The 18246-nt window shown below is 69.3% G+C and carries 15 protein-coding genes; 6 read left to right on the plus strand and 9 right to left on the minus strand.

Annotated features, from left to right (window positions below):
• Window positions 1-26 precede the first annotated feature (26 nt).
• Window positions 27-575: an Lrp/AsnC family transcriptional regulator gene (locus tag Q8K84_RS11835; protein WP_305282821.1), complete on the minus strand. Its 549-nt coding sequence runs from the start codon at window positions 573-575 to the stop codon at window positions 27-29.
• Between Q8K84_RS11835 and Q8K84_RS11840 the strand changes: the two genes are divergently transcribed.
• A complete protein-coding gene (locus tag Q8K84_RS11840) occupies window positions 574-1668 on the plus strand; it encodes a saccharopine dehydrogenase family protein (RefSeq protein ID WP_305282822.1) in 1095 nt (364 codons plus the stop codon). The two genes, Q8K84_RS11835 and Q8K84_RS11840, sit on opposite strands and share 2 nt — an antisense overlap.
• An 11-nt stretch (window positions 1669-1679) precedes the next feature.
• A complete protein-coding gene (locus Q8K84_RS11845; protein ID WP_305282824.1) occupies window positions 1680-3209 on the plus strand; it encodes an aldehyde dehydrogenase family protein in 1530 nt (509 codons plus the stop codon).
• Window positions 3210-3219: 10 nt separating this feature from the next.
• Here the strand turns inward: Q8K84_RS11845 and Q8K84_RS11850 are convergent, their stop codons facing one another.
• From Q8K84_RS11850 to Q8K84_RS11865, 4 genes are read right to left on the minus strand one after another with little or no spacing between them, the layout of a single operon-like run.
• Entirely contained in the window at window positions 3220-4440 is a 1221-nt protein-coding gene (locus tag Q8K84_RS11850; RefSeq protein WP_305282825.1) for a glycosyltransferase, read from the minus strand.
• Window positions 4437-6722, minus strand: a complete 2286-nt coding sequence (locus Q8K84_RS11855; RefSeq protein WP_305282826.1) for a hypothetical protein — start codon at window positions 6720-6722, stop codon at window positions 4437-4439. The genes Q8K84_RS11850 and Q8K84_RS11855 overlap by 4 nt, the downstream gene beginning before the upstream one ends.
• Before the next feature lie 56 nt (window positions 6723-6778).
• Window positions 6779-7528 (minus strand): ABC transporter ATP-binding protein, encoded by a 750-nt coding sequence (locus Q8K84_RS11860; protein ID WP_305282828.1) that lies wholly within the window; start codon window positions 7526-7528, stop codon window positions 6779-6781.
• The gene (locus Q8K84_RS11865) at window positions 7525-8358 is read right to left on the minus strand and encodes an ABC transporter permease (protein ID WP_305282830.1); all 834 of its coding nucleotides are present in this window, start codon (window positions 8356-8358) and stop codon (window positions 7525-7527) included. The genes Q8K84_RS11860 and Q8K84_RS11865 overlap by 4 nt, the downstream gene beginning before the upstream one ends.
• A 236-nt stretch (window positions 8359-8594) precedes the next feature.
• Here Q8K84_RS11865 and Q8K84_RS11870 point away from each other — a divergent pair, with 236 nt between their 5' ends.
• On the plus strand, window positions 8595-9701 hold the full coding sequence (locus Q8K84_RS11870; RefSeq protein WP_305282831.1) for a glycosyltransferase family 2 protein: 1107 nt from the start codon (window positions 8595-8597) through the stop codon (window positions 9699-9701).
• Window positions 9698-10066 carry an EamA family transporter gene (locus tag Q8K84_RS11875; protein ID WP_305282833.1) on the plus strand — a complete coding sequence of 123 codons (369 nt, stop codon included), beginning with the start codon at window positions 9698-9700 and terminating at the stop codon, window positions 10064-10066. The genes Q8K84_RS11870 and Q8K84_RS11875 overlap by 4 nt, the downstream gene beginning before the upstream one ends.
• On the opposite strand, the gene Q8K84_RS11880 is transcribed toward Q8K84_RS11875, so the two are convergent.
• Window positions 10041-10811, minus strand: a complete 771-nt coding sequence (locus Q8K84_RS11880) for a hypothetical protein (protein WP_305282834.1) — start codon at window positions 10809-10811, stop codon at window positions 10041-10043. The two genes, Q8K84_RS11875 and Q8K84_RS11880, sit on opposite strands and share 26 nt — an antisense overlap.
• 1 nt (window position 10812) lies before the next feature.
• Window positions 10813-11643, minus strand: a complete 831-nt coding sequence (locus Q8K84_RS11885) for a GNAT family N-acetyltransferase (protein ID WP_305282835.1) — start codon at window positions 11641-11643, stop codon at window positions 10813-10815.
• Window positions 11644-11779: 136 nt separating this feature from the next.
• Here Q8K84_RS11885 and Q8K84_RS11890 point away from each other — a divergent pair, with 136 nt between their 5' ends.
• Window positions 11780-13183: a hypothetical protein gene (locus Q8K84_RS11890; protein WP_305282836.1), complete on the plus strand. Its 1404-nt coding sequence runs from the start codon at window positions 11780-11782 to the stop codon at window positions 13181-13183.
• Window positions 13180-13890, plus strand: a complete 711-nt coding sequence (locus tag Q8K84_RS11895; RefSeq protein ID WP_305282837.1) for a hypothetical protein — start codon at window positions 13180-13182, stop codon at window positions 13888-13890. Before Q8K84_RS11890 ends, Q8K84_RS11895 begins: the two co-directional genes overlap by 4 nt.
• A gap of 11 nt (window positions 13891-13901) precedes the next feature.
• On the opposite strand, the gene Q8K84_RS11900 is transcribed toward Q8K84_RS11895, so the two are convergent.
• Both Q8K84_RS11900 and Q8K84_RS11905 read right to left on the minus strand, forming a co-directional pair.
• Window positions 13902-15035, minus strand: a complete 1134-nt coding sequence (locus Q8K84_RS11900) for a glycosyltransferase family 4 protein (RefSeq protein ID WP_305282838.1) — start codon at window positions 15033-15035, stop codon at window positions 13902-13904.
• The gene (locus tag Q8K84_RS11905; RefSeq protein WP_305282839.1) at window positions 15032-18223 is read right to left on the minus strand and encodes a glycoside hydrolase family 99-like domain-containing protein; all 3192 of its coding nucleotides are present in this window, start codon (window positions 18221-18223) and stop codon (window positions 15032-15034) included. Before Q8K84_RS11905 ends, Q8K84_RS11900 begins: the two co-directional genes overlap by 4 nt.
• Window positions 18224-18246 lie beyond the last annotated feature (23 nt).

Genomic DNA, 18246 nt, shown 5'->3' on the forward strand with positions numbered 1-18246 from the left:
CCGGGAATGATGGGGCCGCCCGGGGCCTAGCGCTCGAACTTGGTCGACAGCACGATGGAGGAGTTGGTCCGCTCGACGCCTTCAAGCCCGCCGATCTCGTCGATCAGGGCGTCCATGGCCGCCACCTCGGCGGCGGAGACCGTGGCGATCAGATCGAAGGCGCCGCTGACTGACTGCAGCCGGCGCACGCCGGGCATCTTGCGCATGGCGCTGGCCACCACACCGGCCGCCTTGGGCTGGACGGTCAGCATGACGAAGGCGTGGATCTGCCCCTGCTCGTGGGCCTGCGAGGTGCGGACCGCATAGCCGGCGATGATCCCCCGCCGCTCCAGCCGGGCGATCCGGCTCTGGACGGTGGTGCGCGACAGACCAAGGCTGCGAGCCAGTTCGGCCACCGGGGCGCGGGCGTTCTCCTGCAGGCGTGCGAGCAGGTGCTGGTCCAGATCGTCCATGACAGATCGCCCGAAATATTCGGCATATCGCCGAGAATTACCGTCATTTACGCCGAAACTGCAATTGGTGTCGACGACGAACTCGATGACCTTGGCGATGGACTCGCAAGGAGGGGTGGTCATGCGGAAAATAGCGGTTGTGGGGGCCGGCAAGATCGGCTCCGCGATTGTCGACATGTTGCGGAGCTCCGGCGCCTACCAGGTCGCCGTGCTCGACCGTGACCCCGGCCGCCTGCGGGCCGCCGAGGCTGGCCTGGAGCAGATCAGTGTCGATGTGGCCGACTCCGCGGCCCTGGCCCGCGCCCTGGAGGGCGCCTTCGCGGTGATCAGCGCCGCCCCCTATCAGCTGACCGTCCCCATCGCCCAGGCCGTGAAGATGGCCGGCGCCCACTATCTGGACCTCACCGAGGATGTCGCCGCCACCCGGGAGGTGCGCGCCCTGGCCGAGGGCGCCGACAGCGCCTTCATCCCCCAGTGCGGCCTGGCGCCGGGCTTCATCTCCATCGTGGCCAGCGATCTGGCGCGGCGGTTCGATGACCTGCACGAGGTGCGCCTGCGGGTCGGCGCCCTGCCGCGCTATCCCACCAACGGGCTGAACTACAATCTCACCTGGAGCACCGAAGGGGTGATCAACGAGTACTGCGAGCCCTGCGAGGCCATTGTCCAGGGCCGACGCCAGGAGGTCGCCGCCCTGGAGGGGCTGGAGGAATTCGCCCTGGATGGGGTGACCTATGAGGCCTTCAACACCTCCGGCGGCCTGGGCAGTCTGTGCGAAACCCTGGCCGGCAAGGTGCGCAACCTGAACTATCGCACCATCCGCTACCCCGGCCATGCGGCGATCATGCGGACCCTGCTGGATGATCTGGGCCTGCGACACCGCCGGGACCTTCTGAAGGACATCCTGGAGCACGCGGTGCCAGCCACAATGCAGGACGTGGTCATCGTCTTTGTCACGGTCAGCGGCATGAAGGCCGGCGCCCTGATGCAGGAGACCTATGTGAACAAGATCTATGCCCAGCCTGTGGCCGGGACCCAGAAGAGCGCCATCCAGATCACCACAGCCGCCTCGGTCTGCGCGGTGGCCGACATGCTGGCGAGCGGTGACCTGCCGTCCCGCGGCTTCATCCGGCAGGAAGACATCCCCCTGGACCGGTTCCTCGCCAATCGCTTCGGCCGCTGGTACGCCGGCGACGATCAAGCCCTGCGCAGCGCCTGAGAGAGGGCCCCATGACCCTGACCCTGAAACCCGCCCCCGCCCAGGACGCCGCCGCCGACGTCGCCGCCACCCTGTCGCGCCTGGGGGTCGCCCCCTCCCTCTGGCAAGAGGGAGAGCGGACCGTCTCATCGCCCATCACAGGCGAGGCTGTGGCCACGGTGCGAGACGCCACGGCAGGCGAGGTCCAGGCGGCGATCGCAAAGGCTCAGGTGGCGTACCTGGCCTGGCGTAGAGTTCCCGCGCCACGACGGGGAGAGCTGGTCCGGCTGCTCGGCGACGAGCTTCGAACGGCCAAGGCTGACCTTGGGCGTCTCGTCACCCTGGAAGCCGGCAAGGTGGTCTCCGAGGGCCTCGGCGAGGTGCAGGAGATGATCGACATCTGCGACTATGCGGTCGGTCTTTCCCGCCAGCTGTTTGGCCTGACCCTGGCCACGGAGCGTCCGGACCACCGGATGATGGAGACCTGGCACCCCCTGGGCGTGGTGGGGGTCATCAGCGCCTTCAACTTCCCCGTGGCGGTGTGGTCCTGGAATGCGGCGCTGGCCCTGGTGTGCGGCGATCCGGTGATCTGGAAGCCCTCGGAAAAGACCCCGCTGACGGCCCTTGCGGTGCAGGCCGCCTTCGACCGCGCCGCCGCCCGGTTCGGGGAGGCGCCCCCCGGCCTGTCCCAGGTGCTGATCGGCGGCCGTGAGGTGGGCGAAGCCCTGGTGGATGACCCCCGCGTGGCCCTCGTCTCGGCCACCGGCTCCACCGCCATGGGCCGGGCCGTGGCGCCAAGGCTGGCGCAGCGGTTCGCCCGCGCCCTGCTGGAGCTGGGCGGCAACAACGCCGCCATCGTGGCCCCCTCGGCCGATCTTGACCTGACCCTGCGCGGCGTCGCCTTTGCGGCCATGGGCACGGCGGGCCAGAGGTGCACCACCCTGCGCCGGCTGTTCGTGCATGAGAGCCTGTATGACGCCTTCATTCCCCGGCTGAAGGGGGCCTACGACTCGGTTTCCGTGGGGGATCCCCGGGCCGACGGAGTGCTGATCGGACCATTGATCGACGGGGCGGCGGGCGAGGCCATGGACCGCGCCCTGGCGCAGGCCCGTGGCGAGGGTGGCCAGGTTCACGGGGGACAGCGGCTGGAGGGGCCCGGCGTCTATGTCCGTCCAGCCCTGGTGGAAATGCCGATCCAGAGTGCGGTGATGCTGCGCGAGACCTTCGCGCCGATCCTCTATGTGACCCGATACCATGAGCTCGGCGAGGCCATCGCCGCCCAGAACGCCGCCCCCCAGGGCCTGTCGTCCGCCATCTTCACCAACGACCTGCGGGAAGCCGAGCAGTTCACCTCGGCCTGGGGATCGGACTGCGGCATCGCCAATGTGAACATCGGCCCCTCGGGCGCGGAGATCGGCGGAGCCTTCGGCGGCGAGAAGGAGACGGGCGGCGGCCGGGAGGCGGGCTCTGACTCCTGGAAAACCTACATGCGCCGGACGACCAATACGGTGAACTTCGGCGCGACCCTGCCCCTGGCTCAGGGCGTTCGCTTCGACCTTTAGGCGCGGCGCCTCAACGGCCCTGGGCGGCCCGCATTGCGGCGGCCTTCACCGCGTCGGGCAGGGTGGTGAACCAGGCCTGCGGCGATAGCCGCTCGGCCACCCGCCGGCGGCCGGCGGCGGCCATCCGCGCCCGCCGCTCCGGCTCGGCCCGCAGGGCGCGCAGGGCGCCGGCGGCCTGATCGACATCGGGCTCGGCCCAGCTTTGTCCGGCATAGATGCCCTGGGGGTCCTCCACCGGCGTGCGGCCAGCCGAGATCAGCACCGCCACCTCATCGTCGAGAAAGTCCGTCACGCCCGACCAGCCTGTGGCCACAGCCGGCGTGCCGAGCGCCAGGGCTTCGGCCAGGGTCAGGCCAAAGCCCTCGGCCCGGTGCAGGGAGATCAGCACATCGGACCCGGCGATCAGGCTCTTGACCGCCTCATAGGGCCAGACGCCGTCGATCACCTCGACATTGGCGGGCGCCGCAGCCCGCAGGGCGTTCAGGGCGTGTGGAAAGCGCGCGCCGTTCTGAGTCTTGATCACCAGCCGCGCAGACCCATCCTCGCCAAAGGCCCGGGCGAAGGCGGCGAGCGCCCCGTGCGGGTTCTTCCGGGCGGCGGAGGAATTGAAGTCGAACAGACTGACAGCCTGAAACTCGGCCTGGCGCGGGGCGGGGCGCACGGAGTCGTAGTCTTCGAGAAACAGCGGATGGGGGACCACGCGGACGGGCGCCTGCGCCCCCGACATGGCCTGAGCCACATAGCGGCTGGGAACCCAGACCTCATCAATGAGGCCGGCGTCCTTCAGCCAGAGGGGCGGGGCCTTCGGCAGCTCCCACGCCCAATAGCCGTAACGGGGCCCGACCAGCCGCGCGGCCCCCATCTGACCCAGGGCGGCCAGCAATTCGGGGGGGTTAAGATGAAAAATCCAGGCGCTGGCTGGCGTGGGCGCCGGGCCCTTCGCCTCCCAGGTCAAGGCCGCGCCAGCGGCGTCGATCTGTTCGACGGGGACGCCCAGGGCGGTGAAGGCCCGCGCAGCCAACCGGGCCGATGCGGCGATGCCATGCGATCCGGAGAAGTAGCCCACGATCCGCAGAGGGCCGCCGGCCTCGCCGCCGGCGCCATGGGGGCGGCGGGCCTGTCGGCGGACATGGGCCTCGAGCAGGGGCGAAAGGAACGGCTGAACCGCCCGCCGCAGGCTCTCGGGCGCCAAGCCTCGCCAGGACCGGCGCAGACCGCCCACCAGGCTCATGACGCCATCAGTCCGGCGAGTTGCGCCTGCAGCGGCATGTCGGATGACAGGATATCGACCGGGCGGGGCCTGGTCCGCGTGGCGGCCGCATTGCTCCAGACCTCGTCGACGAAGCCCCAGGCGGGGTGGTCATCGTCAAGCGCGTTCAAGGTGGCGGCGCTCCAGACGGCGGCGGCATGGCGCCAGCTCACCCCTTGGGCGATCAGCGTCTGGGCGTCGGCGGCGACAAAGCCCGGGCATGAGCCAAAGATGACCGTGTCGACCTCCGTCGGCCCGACGGGGGCGCCGTCCGGCCTGCGAAGGCGCCCGGAGCTGGCCTCGCAGATGAGAACCCCGTTGGGCCAATCCGCCATGGCCGGGGTGAGCGTCTGGACCACCACGATCGCCGCCGCCCGGCCGGGACTTCCCCGCCGGGCAGGGGGGCGGGCGTCGCGCACGCTGAGCCGGGCCAGGCGGTAGACCACGCTGTGGGTCAGGCTCTCCGGCAGGCCGTCGGGCTCGATGTCGTATTCGCGGAGCCCCCCGCCGATGAGCCAGCGCAGATAGGCCAGCCGCCCGACAAGGGTGTGGAGCGCAAACAGCCTTTGCAGATCGGGGCGACTGTCCCAGATGCGCAGCAGCACCCGGGGGAAGGGGTAGGGGCCAGACAGACTTCCCACCAGCCGGTCGCCCTCGCCGCGAACGGCCCGGCGCAGGGTTTCGGGCCAGCGGGCCCGCACGGCGACCCCATAGCCCGCCGAGATCTGCAGGCGAATATCGGAGGTCTCCCCATGGGCGGCGCGGGCGAATCGGGCCGCGTCCAGCAGGGGCGCGATGTCCTGGCTCAGGTCGAGAAGGGTGGGGCCGTCCAGAAGCGCCGGGGCGAAACGCCCGGCCTCGGCCTCGGGCCCCAGGAGCCAGGCGAGCAGGGTCTCGGGCGAAGCCTCGCCAAAACGCTCGCGCAGGTCCCCCCGGGCGGCGAGCAGGCCCGCAGCGGCCCGCGGCCACGGCCCTTCCGACGGCGCCGAGACCCAGTCGGCCACGCCGGCCGACGGACCGGTCCAAGGGGCGTCGACCTGCGGCCAGGGGGCGCTACGGCGGGCGCCGGCGCGCCAGGCCTCAACCAGCCCGCTGGCTGCGGCCGCGGCGGCGGGATGGGTGTCGCTGCGGGCGACGAACCAGGCGTGTAGGGCCAGCCGGTCTTGGAGAGAGTTGCGGGAAAAACGGACCGCCGCGGTGGGATCGTCGCGCCAGACCTGGTCCATCTCCCGGCTGATGTCAGGCAGGCCATCGACGGCGGCCAGGGGCTCTGGCGCGTCCATCCAGGCTTCGACCTCAGGGGTCAGGCCTGACTCGAAGGACTGGCCCGCCCGCGCGGCGCGCAGGGCGCACCGACGCATGGCCCGGCTGACCGGGCGGCCGGAGGGGAAGGCGCCATAGGCGTAGGCGATCCGGCTGGCCTGATCATGGCCGTTGTCCAGCAGCGCCTGGGCGTAGTCCGCCAGCAGCTGCGACAGGGGGGAGTCCCGCGCCACGACGATCCGGTCCTGGTGCTTGCTCAGGACATCCTTCCGCCGGGGGTCGAAACCGGAAAAGTGGAAAAATCCCAGGGGCTGGCCATTGACCCGCCAGCCCTCAGGACCCCGCGCCAGGGTGCGCCCTTCCAGGTTCCAGTAGGCGATGTCGAGGCCCGGATCTCGCAGGATCGCCACATCGCTGACCAGGCCGGGCGCCAGGTCCATCCACTTCTGGTCGGTGAACAGGCCGTTGGCGAAGTCCACCCGACAGTCGAAGCGGCACTTCTCGGCCCACCAGTCCATCAGGGCGAAGATCTCGCTGGTCCGCCGGGCGGCCAGGAAGCCGAGATTATAGGCGCCCGAGGTCAGGATGGTGTGGTCGTTGGGACTGGCCTCGCCGGCCAGCGGCCGGGTCAGGTGAGGGATCAGCGCCAGGGGCGCCTGCGCCAGCGCCTCGCGCACCGGCGTCAGGGGCGCATAGACGAAGATATCGGGGTCCAGATAGGTGACCGAGGTCACGCCGGGCTCGGCCAGAAGCCTTCGGAAGGCGTGGGGCTTGATGGCGGTGTTCAGCTCCAGGGCGTCGTAATAGACGCTCATGGCTGGGATGGGCGCGCCGGTGTCGGACGCCTCGATCACCCGCGCGAGGGACTCGAGCTGCGGAATGGGGCCGTCGGCGGCGATCACCACCCGGGCGGCGTCCGGCTCAGCCGCAGCCAGGCTGCGCATGAGCACAGCGGCCTGGGCGGCGTAGTTCCGCGAAACGATGGTGAAGACGACGTCCAAGGGCCCGCTCCCGACGGCTGCGCCTGTCTAACAGCGGGCTGAGGCGCCCGGCAATGTCAGGCCGCGGCGAGAAGTTCGTCGAGGCGCCTGATGTCCTTGACCTCGGAGGCCACGCCGCCTTCGAGGCGCATGACCTTGTTGCAGTAGAGCCGCAGCAGTCCCGCGTCGTGCGACGACAGCACCAGGATGCCGGCCCGCTCCACCAGGTTGAGCAGGCGGCGATGGGCCAGCTTCTGGAAATCGGCGTCGCCCACAGAGATCCACTCGTCCATCAGCAGCACATCGGCCTCGACCGCGGTGGCCACGGCGAAGGCGAGCCTGGCCTGCATGCCCGCCGAATAGGTCTTCATGGGCATGGCCAGGAAGGGGCCGAGGCCGCTGAACTCGGCGATCTCGTCCATCTTGTCCTCGATCTCCTTGGAGGACATGCCCGCGATCCGGCCGCGGAGGCGGATGTTGTCGACGCCGGTGGCCGAAGGGTCGATGCCGAGCGACAGGTCGAGCAGGGCGGCGATGCGTCCACGGACCTCGATCTGGCCCTCGTCGGGCTCATAGGCGCCAGACAGCGCCCGCAGCAGGGTGGTCTTGCCCGAGCCATTGTGGCCGATCAGCCCCAGCCGGTCGCCGGCCCGCAGGTTCAGGTTCAGGTGCGACAGGGCCGTGACTTCGGTGGCGCCCGTCTGGGAAGAGCTGAGGCGTCCCCCCACCGTCACCCGGGCCAGGTTCTTTTTCAGCGACTTGGCGTCGACCCCATAGACCGGGAAGCGCAGAGTCAGGTCGGTGACCTTGATGGAGACTTCGGTCATAGGAAGTGGACGATCCGGCGGCGGGTGATGGCGAAGACCGAGAAGGTGAGCGCCCATCCCAGCACGGCCATGATGGCCAGGACGACGTAGGACAGCCCGTCCGCCTCTTGACCCAGCAAGGGCGCCCGGATGGTGGTCAGCATATGGTAAAATGGGTTCAGCGTCAGGAAAGCGTGACGATCGGGGAAGGCGTCGGGCTTCCAGAACACCGGCGTCATGAAGATGGCGAACTGCATCACCGACATGACGAACTGGGGAATGTCCCGGAACCTGGCTGAGGCGATGGCCACCAGCATGCTGATCCAGGCCAGATTGACGATGGTCAGCAGCAGGCCGCCGAGGGCCGGAAACACGTCCATCACCCGCCAGAGACCAAAAAACAGGATCACGCCCACGATGATCACGGCATGGTGCGCCAGGTTGATCAGGTTGCGCAGGACCGTGCGCCAGATGAAGGTGAACATCGGCAGGGAGGTCTGGCTCAACATGCTTGAGGCCTGCACGAAGGTGTCGCACCCTTCGTTGATCGTCCCAGCCATCAGGCCGAAGAAGACGATGCCCATGGCCACATAGGGCATGAACTCGGCCACTGAGATGCCGAACAGCTTAGCGTAGAGCAGGCCGATGCCCAGCACCATCAGGCCCATCGAAATGGTGATCCAGAACGGGCCGAGGATGGAGCCGCGATAGCGCGAGACCACGTCGTGCCAGGCCAGGGACCAGGCCAGCCCCCGGCGATGATAGGACGTGACGAGGTCCCTCAGAGCCATGCTGAACTCGAACAGCGTGCCACGCCGTCCGGTCCGCAGCATGTGTTGACCGGATTCCATAGGGTCTCCCAAAGCGAGCGCCGCTGGTATCAGGTGGATTTTTGCGGCGCAAGCATGGCGCCTTGCCTTCGACTTGGCCGCAGGCGGGCCCCGTGCTAGCCCACGACCCGAGCGCGTTCCGTAAAAGGGAAACCGGTTTTGCGGCCGACACGCGCTCAAACTTTGGATTCTGGGGCATGATTCAACGGTCAGACGGGTCCGTCTGATCGCGTTACGCTCTAGGGAGGCCGCGCCGCATGTCGTCCATGGATCAGTTCGCCCGGCCTCACTTCGTCCCGCCGCAGGACCTCCGCAATCTCGAGCCCGCCCTTGAAGGCGCCGGGGTCTGGCTGGTCATTCCCTGCTACAAGGTCACCGATCACATCATGAGGGTGATCTCCCGCACCCCGGCCTGGGTCGAAGGGATTGTGTGCGTCGATGACGCCTGCCCCGACCGGTCCGGCGACCTGATCGAGGCTCAGAGCGACGATCCCCGGGTGCGCGTCTTGCGTCTGGCCCAGAACCAGGGCGTCGGCGGCGCGACCCTGGCCGGCTATCAGGAGGCCGCGCGCCTCGGCGGCCAGATCCTCGTCAAGGTGGACGGGGACGACCAGATGGACCTGGGCTACCTGCCTCAGCTGGTGACGCCGATCCTGTTGGGGGAGGCCGACTACGCCAAGGGCAACCGGTTCTCCTCGGTCAGTCACCTGCAGGCCATGCCGGGCCTGCGCATCTTCGGCAATGCGGGCCTGAGTTTCCTGGCCAAGCTCTCGACCGGCTACTGGAACGTGTTTGATCCCACCAACGGGTTCACGGCCATCGAGGCCAGCGTGGCCCGCCTTGTGGCGCAGAAGCCGGTGGCCCGACGGTTCTTCTTCGAGACCGACCTTCTTTATCACCTGGGCACCCTGCGGGCCGTGGTTCGCGATGTGCCCATCCCCGCCCGCTATGGCGACGAGGTAAGCAATCTCAAGGTCAGCCAGATCATTGGCCCCTTCGCCGGGCGTCACCTGCGCAACTTCATCCGCCGGGTGTTGGGGCAGTACTTCGTCCGCGATTTCAATGTTGCGACCCTGGAGCTCATCTTCGGCGCCCTCTTCCTGGGCTTCGGAACCCTCTATGCGCTGAACTGGATGGCGGTCCGCGAACCGGGCATGGCGGCCTCGGCCGGCGTGGTGATGACCGCGGCCCTGCCGATCATCATCGGCGTCCAACTGCTGTTGCAGGCCATGAATTTCGATGTGGTCAATGTGCCGGTGCGGCCCATCCACCCCTATCTGCGCACCCTGGCGCGGATCGAAGCCGCCGCCCAGGTCGAGGGCGAGTTGGCCGACGGCTCTCTATCGGCGGCGCCCCAGGCATGATGGCTCTGCGCGACACCCTGCTGTGCGTCGTCTTCGCCGCGGCCCTGCCCCTGGGTCAGATCATGTTCAAGTGGGCGGCCCTCTACAACGAGCGCCTGGACGGGCCGCTGATCCTGCGGCTGATGAAGAACCTGCCGCTGATCGGCGCCTTCTCCTGGTACGGGCTGACCGCGCTCCTGTGGTTCTACATCCTGACGCGGGTGCCGTTGTCCCAGGCCTATGTCTTTTCCATCCTGGGCTCGGCCCTGGTGCCGATCCTGGCCTGGGTCCTGTTCAAGGAGCCGATGTCCTGGCGCTTCGCCCTGGGCTACGGCCTGATGCTGGCCGGCTTCGTCGTGGTCATGCAGGCGCAGGGCAAGGCCTGAGCTCCGGTCCGACGACCCCTGCGACGGCGGCGGCCACCGCCGCGTAGGACACCCCGAAGCGCCGCTCGTACAGGAGGTCGCCCTCGTGGGGCCGCTGAAAGAGGCGGGCGGGATCCAGGGCCTGAACGCCGTAACCGCCCCGCAGCAGAAAGCCGGCGAACATCGAGGGCCAGAGGCCAAGCCAGCTGGTCGCCTGTGAGGGATAGCAGCGCACCAGCAGCGCCCACCGCAGCCACTCAGCAGGGCTGAGCCTAAGCTGGCGCACGGCCCCGTTTTCCGGGATCGGCGCGCAGGCCTGGAAGGGCAGGATCGTCAGGCCGCGGCGATTATAGAGGCTGAACTGCTCGATCTCGACGCCGCGCTCGGCGGCCAGTACGGCGGCCAAGGCCGCGCAGGCGTCGTGGTCTGGGTGCCCGCCCTCCCAGGCGGCGATGATGATCCTGTCCACCCGCGCGATCGCCTGAAGCCGTTGGCGCAACGCAGCCAGACAGGCGGGCAGATGAAGGTGGACCTGGCCGTCATAGGCCCCCGAACCTGGCGCGGCGTACTGCGCGCGCTCAGGCGGCAGACCAAGCTCAGCCAGGAAGGCTCGCACCTCGGCAAGGCGCCTGTCGGGCAGGTCTGGCCCGGGATTTTCCGCCACATAGAGGAACATCTGATCGCGACCTGCGGCCCTAGCTTCCAGGATCAGGGGCAGGGCGGCGTACTCGTCGTCGCAATGGGCGAGGATATAGACGTCTGCCATCTCAGTAGGGATCGAAGTCCAGGAAGCTGATCGCCGTGGCCCGGGGGTCCAGGCTGCGCGGCGCCCGTGCGCTCAACGGCCGGTAGATCAGGTTCAGGGGCGAGGGGCGGAAGCGGTCCGGCAAGGGCCAGTAGCCGAGCTGACCCAGTTTTATCCGGGGGTCCAACCCCATGAACAGTGTCAGGCCGAGCGGGGCGGGCCGTGGGGCTTCGCCGGCGTCAGTCTCGACAAATCCGGCGCATCGCACGCCGGGAAGGTGGGTGTCGGCATAGACGGCCGTGAGATCGCCCCGCCGAACGGTCCTGTAGGCCGCCGCCGGATTGGCCAGACGCCAGGCCAGGGTCGCCTCGTCCCAGGTCCCGCTGAACTGCAGCTCAGCGGGGGCGAACCGGCGCGGCGTCCGCAACAGCAGGCCGGCCTCAAGGCGGCCCACCTGCTGGAAGCCGAGGCGACCGAGGAAGCCCGGCGTGCTCTGGGCGTTGGCGACGCCGATCACGAAGTCATAGCCGAGCTCCGCGCCCTGGTCATAGGCGGTCCGGGCCAGCCGGGTGAACAGACCCTGGCCCTGGAAGTCGGGGTGGGTGGCGGTGTTCAGGGACAGCAGGCCCTTCAGCGCCTGGCCCTCGACGCTCGCCCGCAGGGGGCAGGCGACGTAGTGGGCGGCCAGGGTCTCGCCGGACCAGGCGTCGGCCCCGACCACGGACCCGGCAGGGTTGTCGCGATAGCGCCAGGCCAGCGCCTGGGCCGCGAACTTCGGCCCGTCGCCGAACACCGTCGACAGCAGACCGGAATAGGCGTCCAGGGCCTCAGCCGAGGTCTGCGTGGGGCGCACGTGTAGGGGGGCGTTGTCCATCGGCGTCAAATGACCACGAATGGGCGGTTGCGCCAAGAAAGCGACGATTGGCGCTTTGCGTCTGCGCGGCCCGGTCGTACCAGAGGGCGATCAGGGGGCGGGCTCGATCAGAATGATGACTTTGCCAAGGCCGAGCTTCACGGCCAGTCAGGCCCTGGGGGCCGTACTTCTCACCGGCTATGTGCTGATGCTGGCGCTCAACCTGCCAGGGCATCTGTCCTACGACTCGCTGGCCCAGCTGCACGAGGGCCGGATGCAGGTCCGTGAGACCTGGGGCCCGGCCCTCTACGCCTGGATCCTGGGGGCCTTTGATTCGGTCTCGCCGGGAACGGGCCTCTATGTGGCCGCCAGCGGGTTTTTGGTCACCGGCAGCCTGCTGTCCTTCCGCCGATTGCGGCGTCAGGTCTCCTGGGCGGCGGTGGTGCTGGGCGCCCTGATGGTCCTGACCCCGACTCTGCTGATCTATCAGGGGGTGGTCTGGAAGGACGTGCTGTTCGCCAATCTGGCCCTGGCCGGCTTCGCCTGCCTGGCGCAGGCGGCCAGGGTCTGGGACGCCCCTCGCCGGCCGTGGTGGGCGCTGGCCGGCGCCCTCCTGGCCTTCGCCGCCGCCGCCCAGGTGCGCCAGAACGGCCTGGTCGCGCCGGTCTTCGGGTCCCTGGCCCTGGCCTGGATCGCCTATGGTCGAGGCTGGCGCTCCAGCCTCGCCTGGGGACTGGGCGGGCTCGTCGCCACCCTGGCGGCCTCCATGGCCATGGGATTGCTGTCCCAGCCCGCGCAGGCGGGCCCTGACCAGGCCGGCTCCCGGGGCGTCCGCATCGTCGCCCACTACGACATCATCGGCTCGGCGGCGGTCAAGCCGACCCTGCCCCTGGATGTCATCCGCAACCACGACCCCCTGGCTGAGCAACAGATTCGCCATCGGGCGACGCCCCTCTACACACCCGAGCGGGTGGACTATCTCGGTCACGACGACAAGATCGGCGCCGCCCTGTGGGGCCTGCCTGACGAGGTGGTGTTCGCCCAGTGGCGGGCCATCCTGATCCAGCATCCCGACGCCTATCTGCGCCACCGGTGGGATGTGTTCCGCTGGGTGTTCGCCACGCCCAAGATCGATTCCTGCCTGCCGGTCTATGTGGGGGTCAGCGGACCCGAGGCCCTGACCACCGCCCTGGGGATCGCCCCGCTGATGGAGCCCTCCGATCAGGCGCTCTACAACTACAGCACCTGGTATCTGGACACCCCGCTGTTTTCCCACGTCTTCTACGCCCTGGTGGCGCTGGTCAGCGCCGGCGTGCTGCTCTGGCGCCGGGAAGCCGCCGACGTGGTGATCGCCGCCATGCTGCTGTCGGCCCTGGCCTTCACGGCGAGCTTCGCCCTGATCTCGATCGCCTGTGACTACCGCTACCTCTACTATCTCGACCTGGCGGCCCTGGCGGGGCTGCTCTATCTGGCGCTTGATCCACCCTATGGCCGCCTGCGCCGACGTTGGCGCTGGAGTCGCCGGGAGATCGCCCCATGAAGTCGCCCGTCCTGTCGATGCTCGCCCTTTGCGCCGTGCTGCTGGCGGCCTGTGATGAACCGCGCCCGCGGGAGCCCCAGCTCAATCCCAGACCCCAGCCGGCCGACGACCGGGTCCTGCCGCCCCCCGCTCGCTCTGCGGCGACGGCGGTGGAGCGCCCTGGCCCCTATGCCTGGGACGCCGCGGCGGGGGCCTTCACGTTCGAGGGCCAGCCCCTGCGGGCTGGCCGGCTCTGGACCTTCGAGGGCTCCACGGACGGTTTCGTCATGGCCGGCGGCGAGGTGCTGCCCGCCGAGACCAGCGGCCTGCGTCTGGCGGCCCGGGCCTTCGACCCGGCCCTGCGCAGCCCCTCAGGCCTGGCCCTGGAGGGTCGGCGGTTCAGCCATGTCCTGGTCCGGGTCACGCGGCTGGCGGCGGCCTCCGATTGGGACGGCGCCCTGCACTATGTCACCGCTGCTCACCCCGAGGCGGCTGGCTTCATGGCCAAGCCCTTCCAGGGCGCAGCCCCAGAGGTCAATGAAACCGTGATCCTGGCCTATGACATGCGCAACCCCACCCTGGGCGGCGAGGATTGGGTCACATCCCTGATCGAGAGCATTCGTCTCGACTTCGACGACGCCGCCGGCGGTGAATTCCTGATCCACCAGATCGCTGTCACCGAGCCGCCAGCCAACGCCCCGGCCCCCACCCTGCGCCCGGCCGCCTGAGGCGCGCGGGGTCAGGCGGACCGCAGGGCCTCCAGCGCCTCCAGCCCGACGGTCTTGGGATTGAGGTGGACGCGGATGCTGCGCCGCGCGCGCTCGGCCATGGCCCGCGCCTGGGCCGGACGATCCAGCACCTGCTCAATCAGCCGGCTGGCCTGGGCGACGTCGGGCTCGGCCCAGTGCTGCCCCTCCCCATGCAGATATTCACCGGGTTTCACAGGAACCAGGCGATGGTCGACGAGCAGGGCCGTCTCGGCGTCCATGAAGTCCATATTGCCCGACCATCCCGTCGCGACCACCGGCGTCCCCAGGGCCATGGCTTCGGCCAGGCCCCGTCCGAAGCCCTCGGATCGGTGCAGGGAGACGAAAACATCGGCGTTGCGGAACAGGTTCTTGACCTCGTTGTCCGACATCTCCCGGGTGATGGTCTGGACCCGGCCGTTCAGACGCGCGATCCGGCCCTCCAGGGCCTTGCGGTCAGGATTGTTCGGGTCGCCGCCCTTGTACTTGATCAGGGCGTGGAGGGGGGCCTCAGGGCGCCGCTTCACCAGTTGTTCGAAGGCTTCCAGAACCGCGAAGGGGTTCTTGCGCGCCGCGTAGGAGGAGAAGTCGAAGGCGAACATGACCACGAAGGCATGCTCGGGAATGTCCGACCAGCGACGCCCCAGAAAGGCCGAGAGCTTCATGTCCACCGCCAGGGGAATCCGGGTCACCGGGCGGCCCGTCGCCCGGGCTATGGCGTCCTGGACAAAGGCGCTCGGGGCCCAGAGGCCGTCGAAGGCCGCCAGCGTCTCCACCCAGGCTTGCGGATAGTCGGGCAACTCCCAGGCGGGAAAGATGATGTTGCGGGCCTGGGCGAAGTCCGCCGGATCCAGCCGGGCGCAGACCTCGTCGACCTCATTGGCGTTGATGCAGAAGAGGTTCACGGACCGGGAGAGCTTGCGGGTCACGTCGGGGCCATAGGCGCGTTCCAGGTCGGGATCGCGCCCCCGGTCCAGCCCATAGACGTCCAGCAGTCCAGGTCTCAGGCCCGCCGCCCGTAGGGCGCGCACGGTGGAACGCATATGTTCCCCCATGCCGATGGGGGCGAAGGGGTGACCCACCACCACCAGGTCGGAAAGATCGCCGTCGCGGTCGGGGGCGCTCATGGGCGGGGCTCCAGCAGGTCGGCCTCGGCGGCGTTGCGCAGGGCCTCCAGCCAGCCGTGGCCGAAGCGGACGTCGGGCTCCAGGTGGGCGCCCTCGGCCCATTCGTTCCAGGCGTTGATGAAGACGATCCGCTCATCGCCGAAGTTCTGGCGCCTGGTCTCGGCCAGCATGGCCTCGGTCCAGGCCTGGAAGGCGCCGGGGCTGGCATGGTGGAAGACATAGGCGTTGTCCTGCCTGCGCGCGGTGTTGTCCCAGGAGGGCGCCACCCCGCGGAAGCGGGTGTGGGCCGGGGTCGGCGCCTTCAGGAAGTGCCGCACCAGTTCGCGGTAGTCGCTGACCACCCCCTTGAACCCGCGGTTCTGCAGCGGACCTGGCGGGTTGATGGGCTGGGCGGCCCCCATGGGCGGAAACTCGATGGCCGCATCAAAGCCCAGGGCGGCGGGGTCGGGATAGGTCCCGGCCACGTCGAAGGTCTCCACGAAGGCCAGATAGATTTCCCCAAGACCAAGGGTGCAGGCGGTCTCCCGCCAGGTCCTGGCCCAGGCCGCGGCGTCCGGCAGCAGGCCCGGACGATAGATGACCAGCAGGGGCCGGCCGTCCACCCGGATATAGTTCGGCAGCGCCATGAGCGGGGCCATGTCGGTGATCAGGGCCACGGCGTCTTCTGGGCTGTAGGTCTGGGCCAGCAGCACGTCCTGCTCCTGGCCGTCCCAGGTCCGGGTCCAGTTCTCATTGGCCCAGCAGACGCAGAACGGGAAGTCTGGCCCGTCCTTGGCCATCAGATGATTGAGCGGAGTCTCCAGCACCCGTCGCCCGCCGGAGAACCAGTAGTAGTAGAAGCAGAAGCCCCCCAGGCCATAGCGGGCCGCCAGCGCCGCCTGGCGCTTCAGGGCCGCGGGATCGGACAGGTCATAGAAGCCCAGGTCGGCGGGCAGGTGCGGCTGATAGTGCCCGCGGTAGCTCGGCAGGGCCCGGGTGACATTGGTCCACTCGGTGAAGCCCGCGCCCCACCAGCGGTCATTCTCCGGAATGGCGTGGAACTGCGGCAGGTGGAAGGCGATGGTGCGCACCTGGTTCAGGGCGTCCAGCCGGTGGGCCCAGCGCTTGACGAAGCGCTGCTGGTTGCGGGTCGCCAGGCGCAGCTTGTAGCCGGCGTCGATGGAGTTGGCCGTGATGCTGAGGTGGTGGATGATCTCCGAGCGCGGCTCGTAGACGATCTTGGCGCCCCGTTCCCGCAGGCGGAAACAGAGGTCGGCGTCCTCGCAATAGGCCGGGGCGAAGGCCAGGTCGAAGCCCTCCAGCGCCTCGAAATCGGCCCGCCGCACGGCGAGGCAGGCGCCCGAGGCGTAGTCCACCTCTCGGCGGACGTTCCACCGGGGCAGGTCCGGGTCCTGGAACAGGCCGATCATCTCGCTGGTGCCGTCGGCGTTGATCCGGGCGCCGGCCTCCTGAAGCCGTCCGTCCGGGAACAGCATCTTGGGCGCCACGGCGCCGACCTTCTGATCGGCGAGGGCCTCGACCAGGGGGCTGAGCCAGCCCGGCCGGACCTGGACATCGTTGTTCAGGAAGATCAGCACCTCGCCGCGGGCTTCGCTGGCGGCCCGGTTGCAGGTGCGGATGAACCCCAGGTTCTCGGTGTTGGTGACGATCCTCAGGCCCGAGACGGCCGGCAGAACGGCGGCCGTGTCGTCGGTGGAGGCGTCGTCGATCACCAGGGTTTCGGCCTCGTCCAGCCCCCCGGCCTCGGTCAGGGCCTGGAGGCACTCCAGGGTGAAGCGCAGATTGTTGAAGGCCGGGACGATGATCGAGACCTTGGGCTTGGCGGGCGCCGGAACGGTGATCTTCCGCGCCGCCGCCGCCAGGTCGCCGCTGACCGTGACCATCCTGGGCGGGGTGGGCGCGAACCCTTCCACCCGCTCGGCCTGGATCCTGGCCCAGTTGCGGGTCAGATCATCATAGGCCTGCAGGTCATAGGCGGCCGGATCGCGCCGACGGCTCGTCTCGCGCAACTGGTCGAACAGGGCCGCAGACCCCTGCGCCCCGGAGCCGGCCAGGGGCGCAGGCTTGGCGCCGTCATGGCGGGCCCAATGCTCCAGGCTGCTGTAGGGGGCGGCCGCGGCCTCAGGATTGGCCAGAAGATAGGCGGCCTCGTCAAAGTCCGCCGCCGGCCACAGTCCTTGGAAGGCGCCGCGGGTGACATAGTCGCTCAAGGGGTCGGTCCCCGCGTGCTCGGCGACGCCGTCCTGTTGCAGGTAGTAGGCGGTGTCGAAATGCGGGCAGGGGTCGCGATGCTCCCGGGCCCCGAAGCGGACAAAGTGGGCGAGCGGGTTAAAGCCCGGCGTGCGCAGGTCCCGGTAGCGCTCGGCGTACCAGGCGCCGTCGAACAGCGGATGCGGGTCGCGGCCCAGCTCCGCGCCGCCGCTGACATAGTCCAGCAGGGGCGCGATCCCGGCGGCCGCCACCTCCGGGTGACGTTCCAGGTACCAGTCATTGGCGAACAGGGGGTGGGGGTCGAGCCCCTGGCGCCAGCCTTCGCGCAGATAGTGGATCAGGGGATCTTCCCCGGAGAGCGCCACCGCCTCGCACTGTCCCACATAGTGGCGCAGGTCGAACAGCGGGTGGGGATCAAGGCCCTGGCCCGCGCCGACCAGCAGGTAGTGCTGAAGCACGCTCAGCCCACTGGCCTCCAGCGCCGCCCCATGGCGCAGGCGGTAGTCATTGACGCTGAGCAGGGGATGGGGATCCAGGCCGGCGCCATCGCCCAGGGTCAGGTAGTGGGCCAGCGGCGCCCACCGCGAGCCGGCCAGCTCGGGCGCCCTGGCCAGATAGGCCGACTGGTCGAACAGGGCGCGCGGCTGAGCGGCGGGGTCAGGTCCGGCGCGGACATAGTCGTCGAGATTGGCGGTCAGGGTCGGCTCGCCGCCAAGCCCCTGAAGCTCGTCGCTCCTCCAGACCCCCGACAACAGGATCAGAAGCGCCCGCCCGGGCCACTTGCCCCGGGCCAGGATCGCGGCGGCCCGCCGGGAAAGCCGTGGCAGGACGAGGCTGGCGGCCTGCCGCGCCCGGGCTTCGCGATAGCGTCGCCAGCGTTGGGCGGCGGCGGCGGCGGCCTGCAGGCGGACATAGCGCCGCTGGCCAAGGCGTTCGGCGGCCTGATCGGTCGGCGAGGAAGAGCTGGAATCTGACACGGCGATCCGTCGGTAAGCGGGAT

The sequence above is a fragment of the Phenylobacterium sp. genome, assembly GCF_030679875.1.
GTDB lineage: Bacteria > Pseudomonadota > Alphaproteobacteria > Caulobacterales > Caulobacteraceae > Phenylobacterium.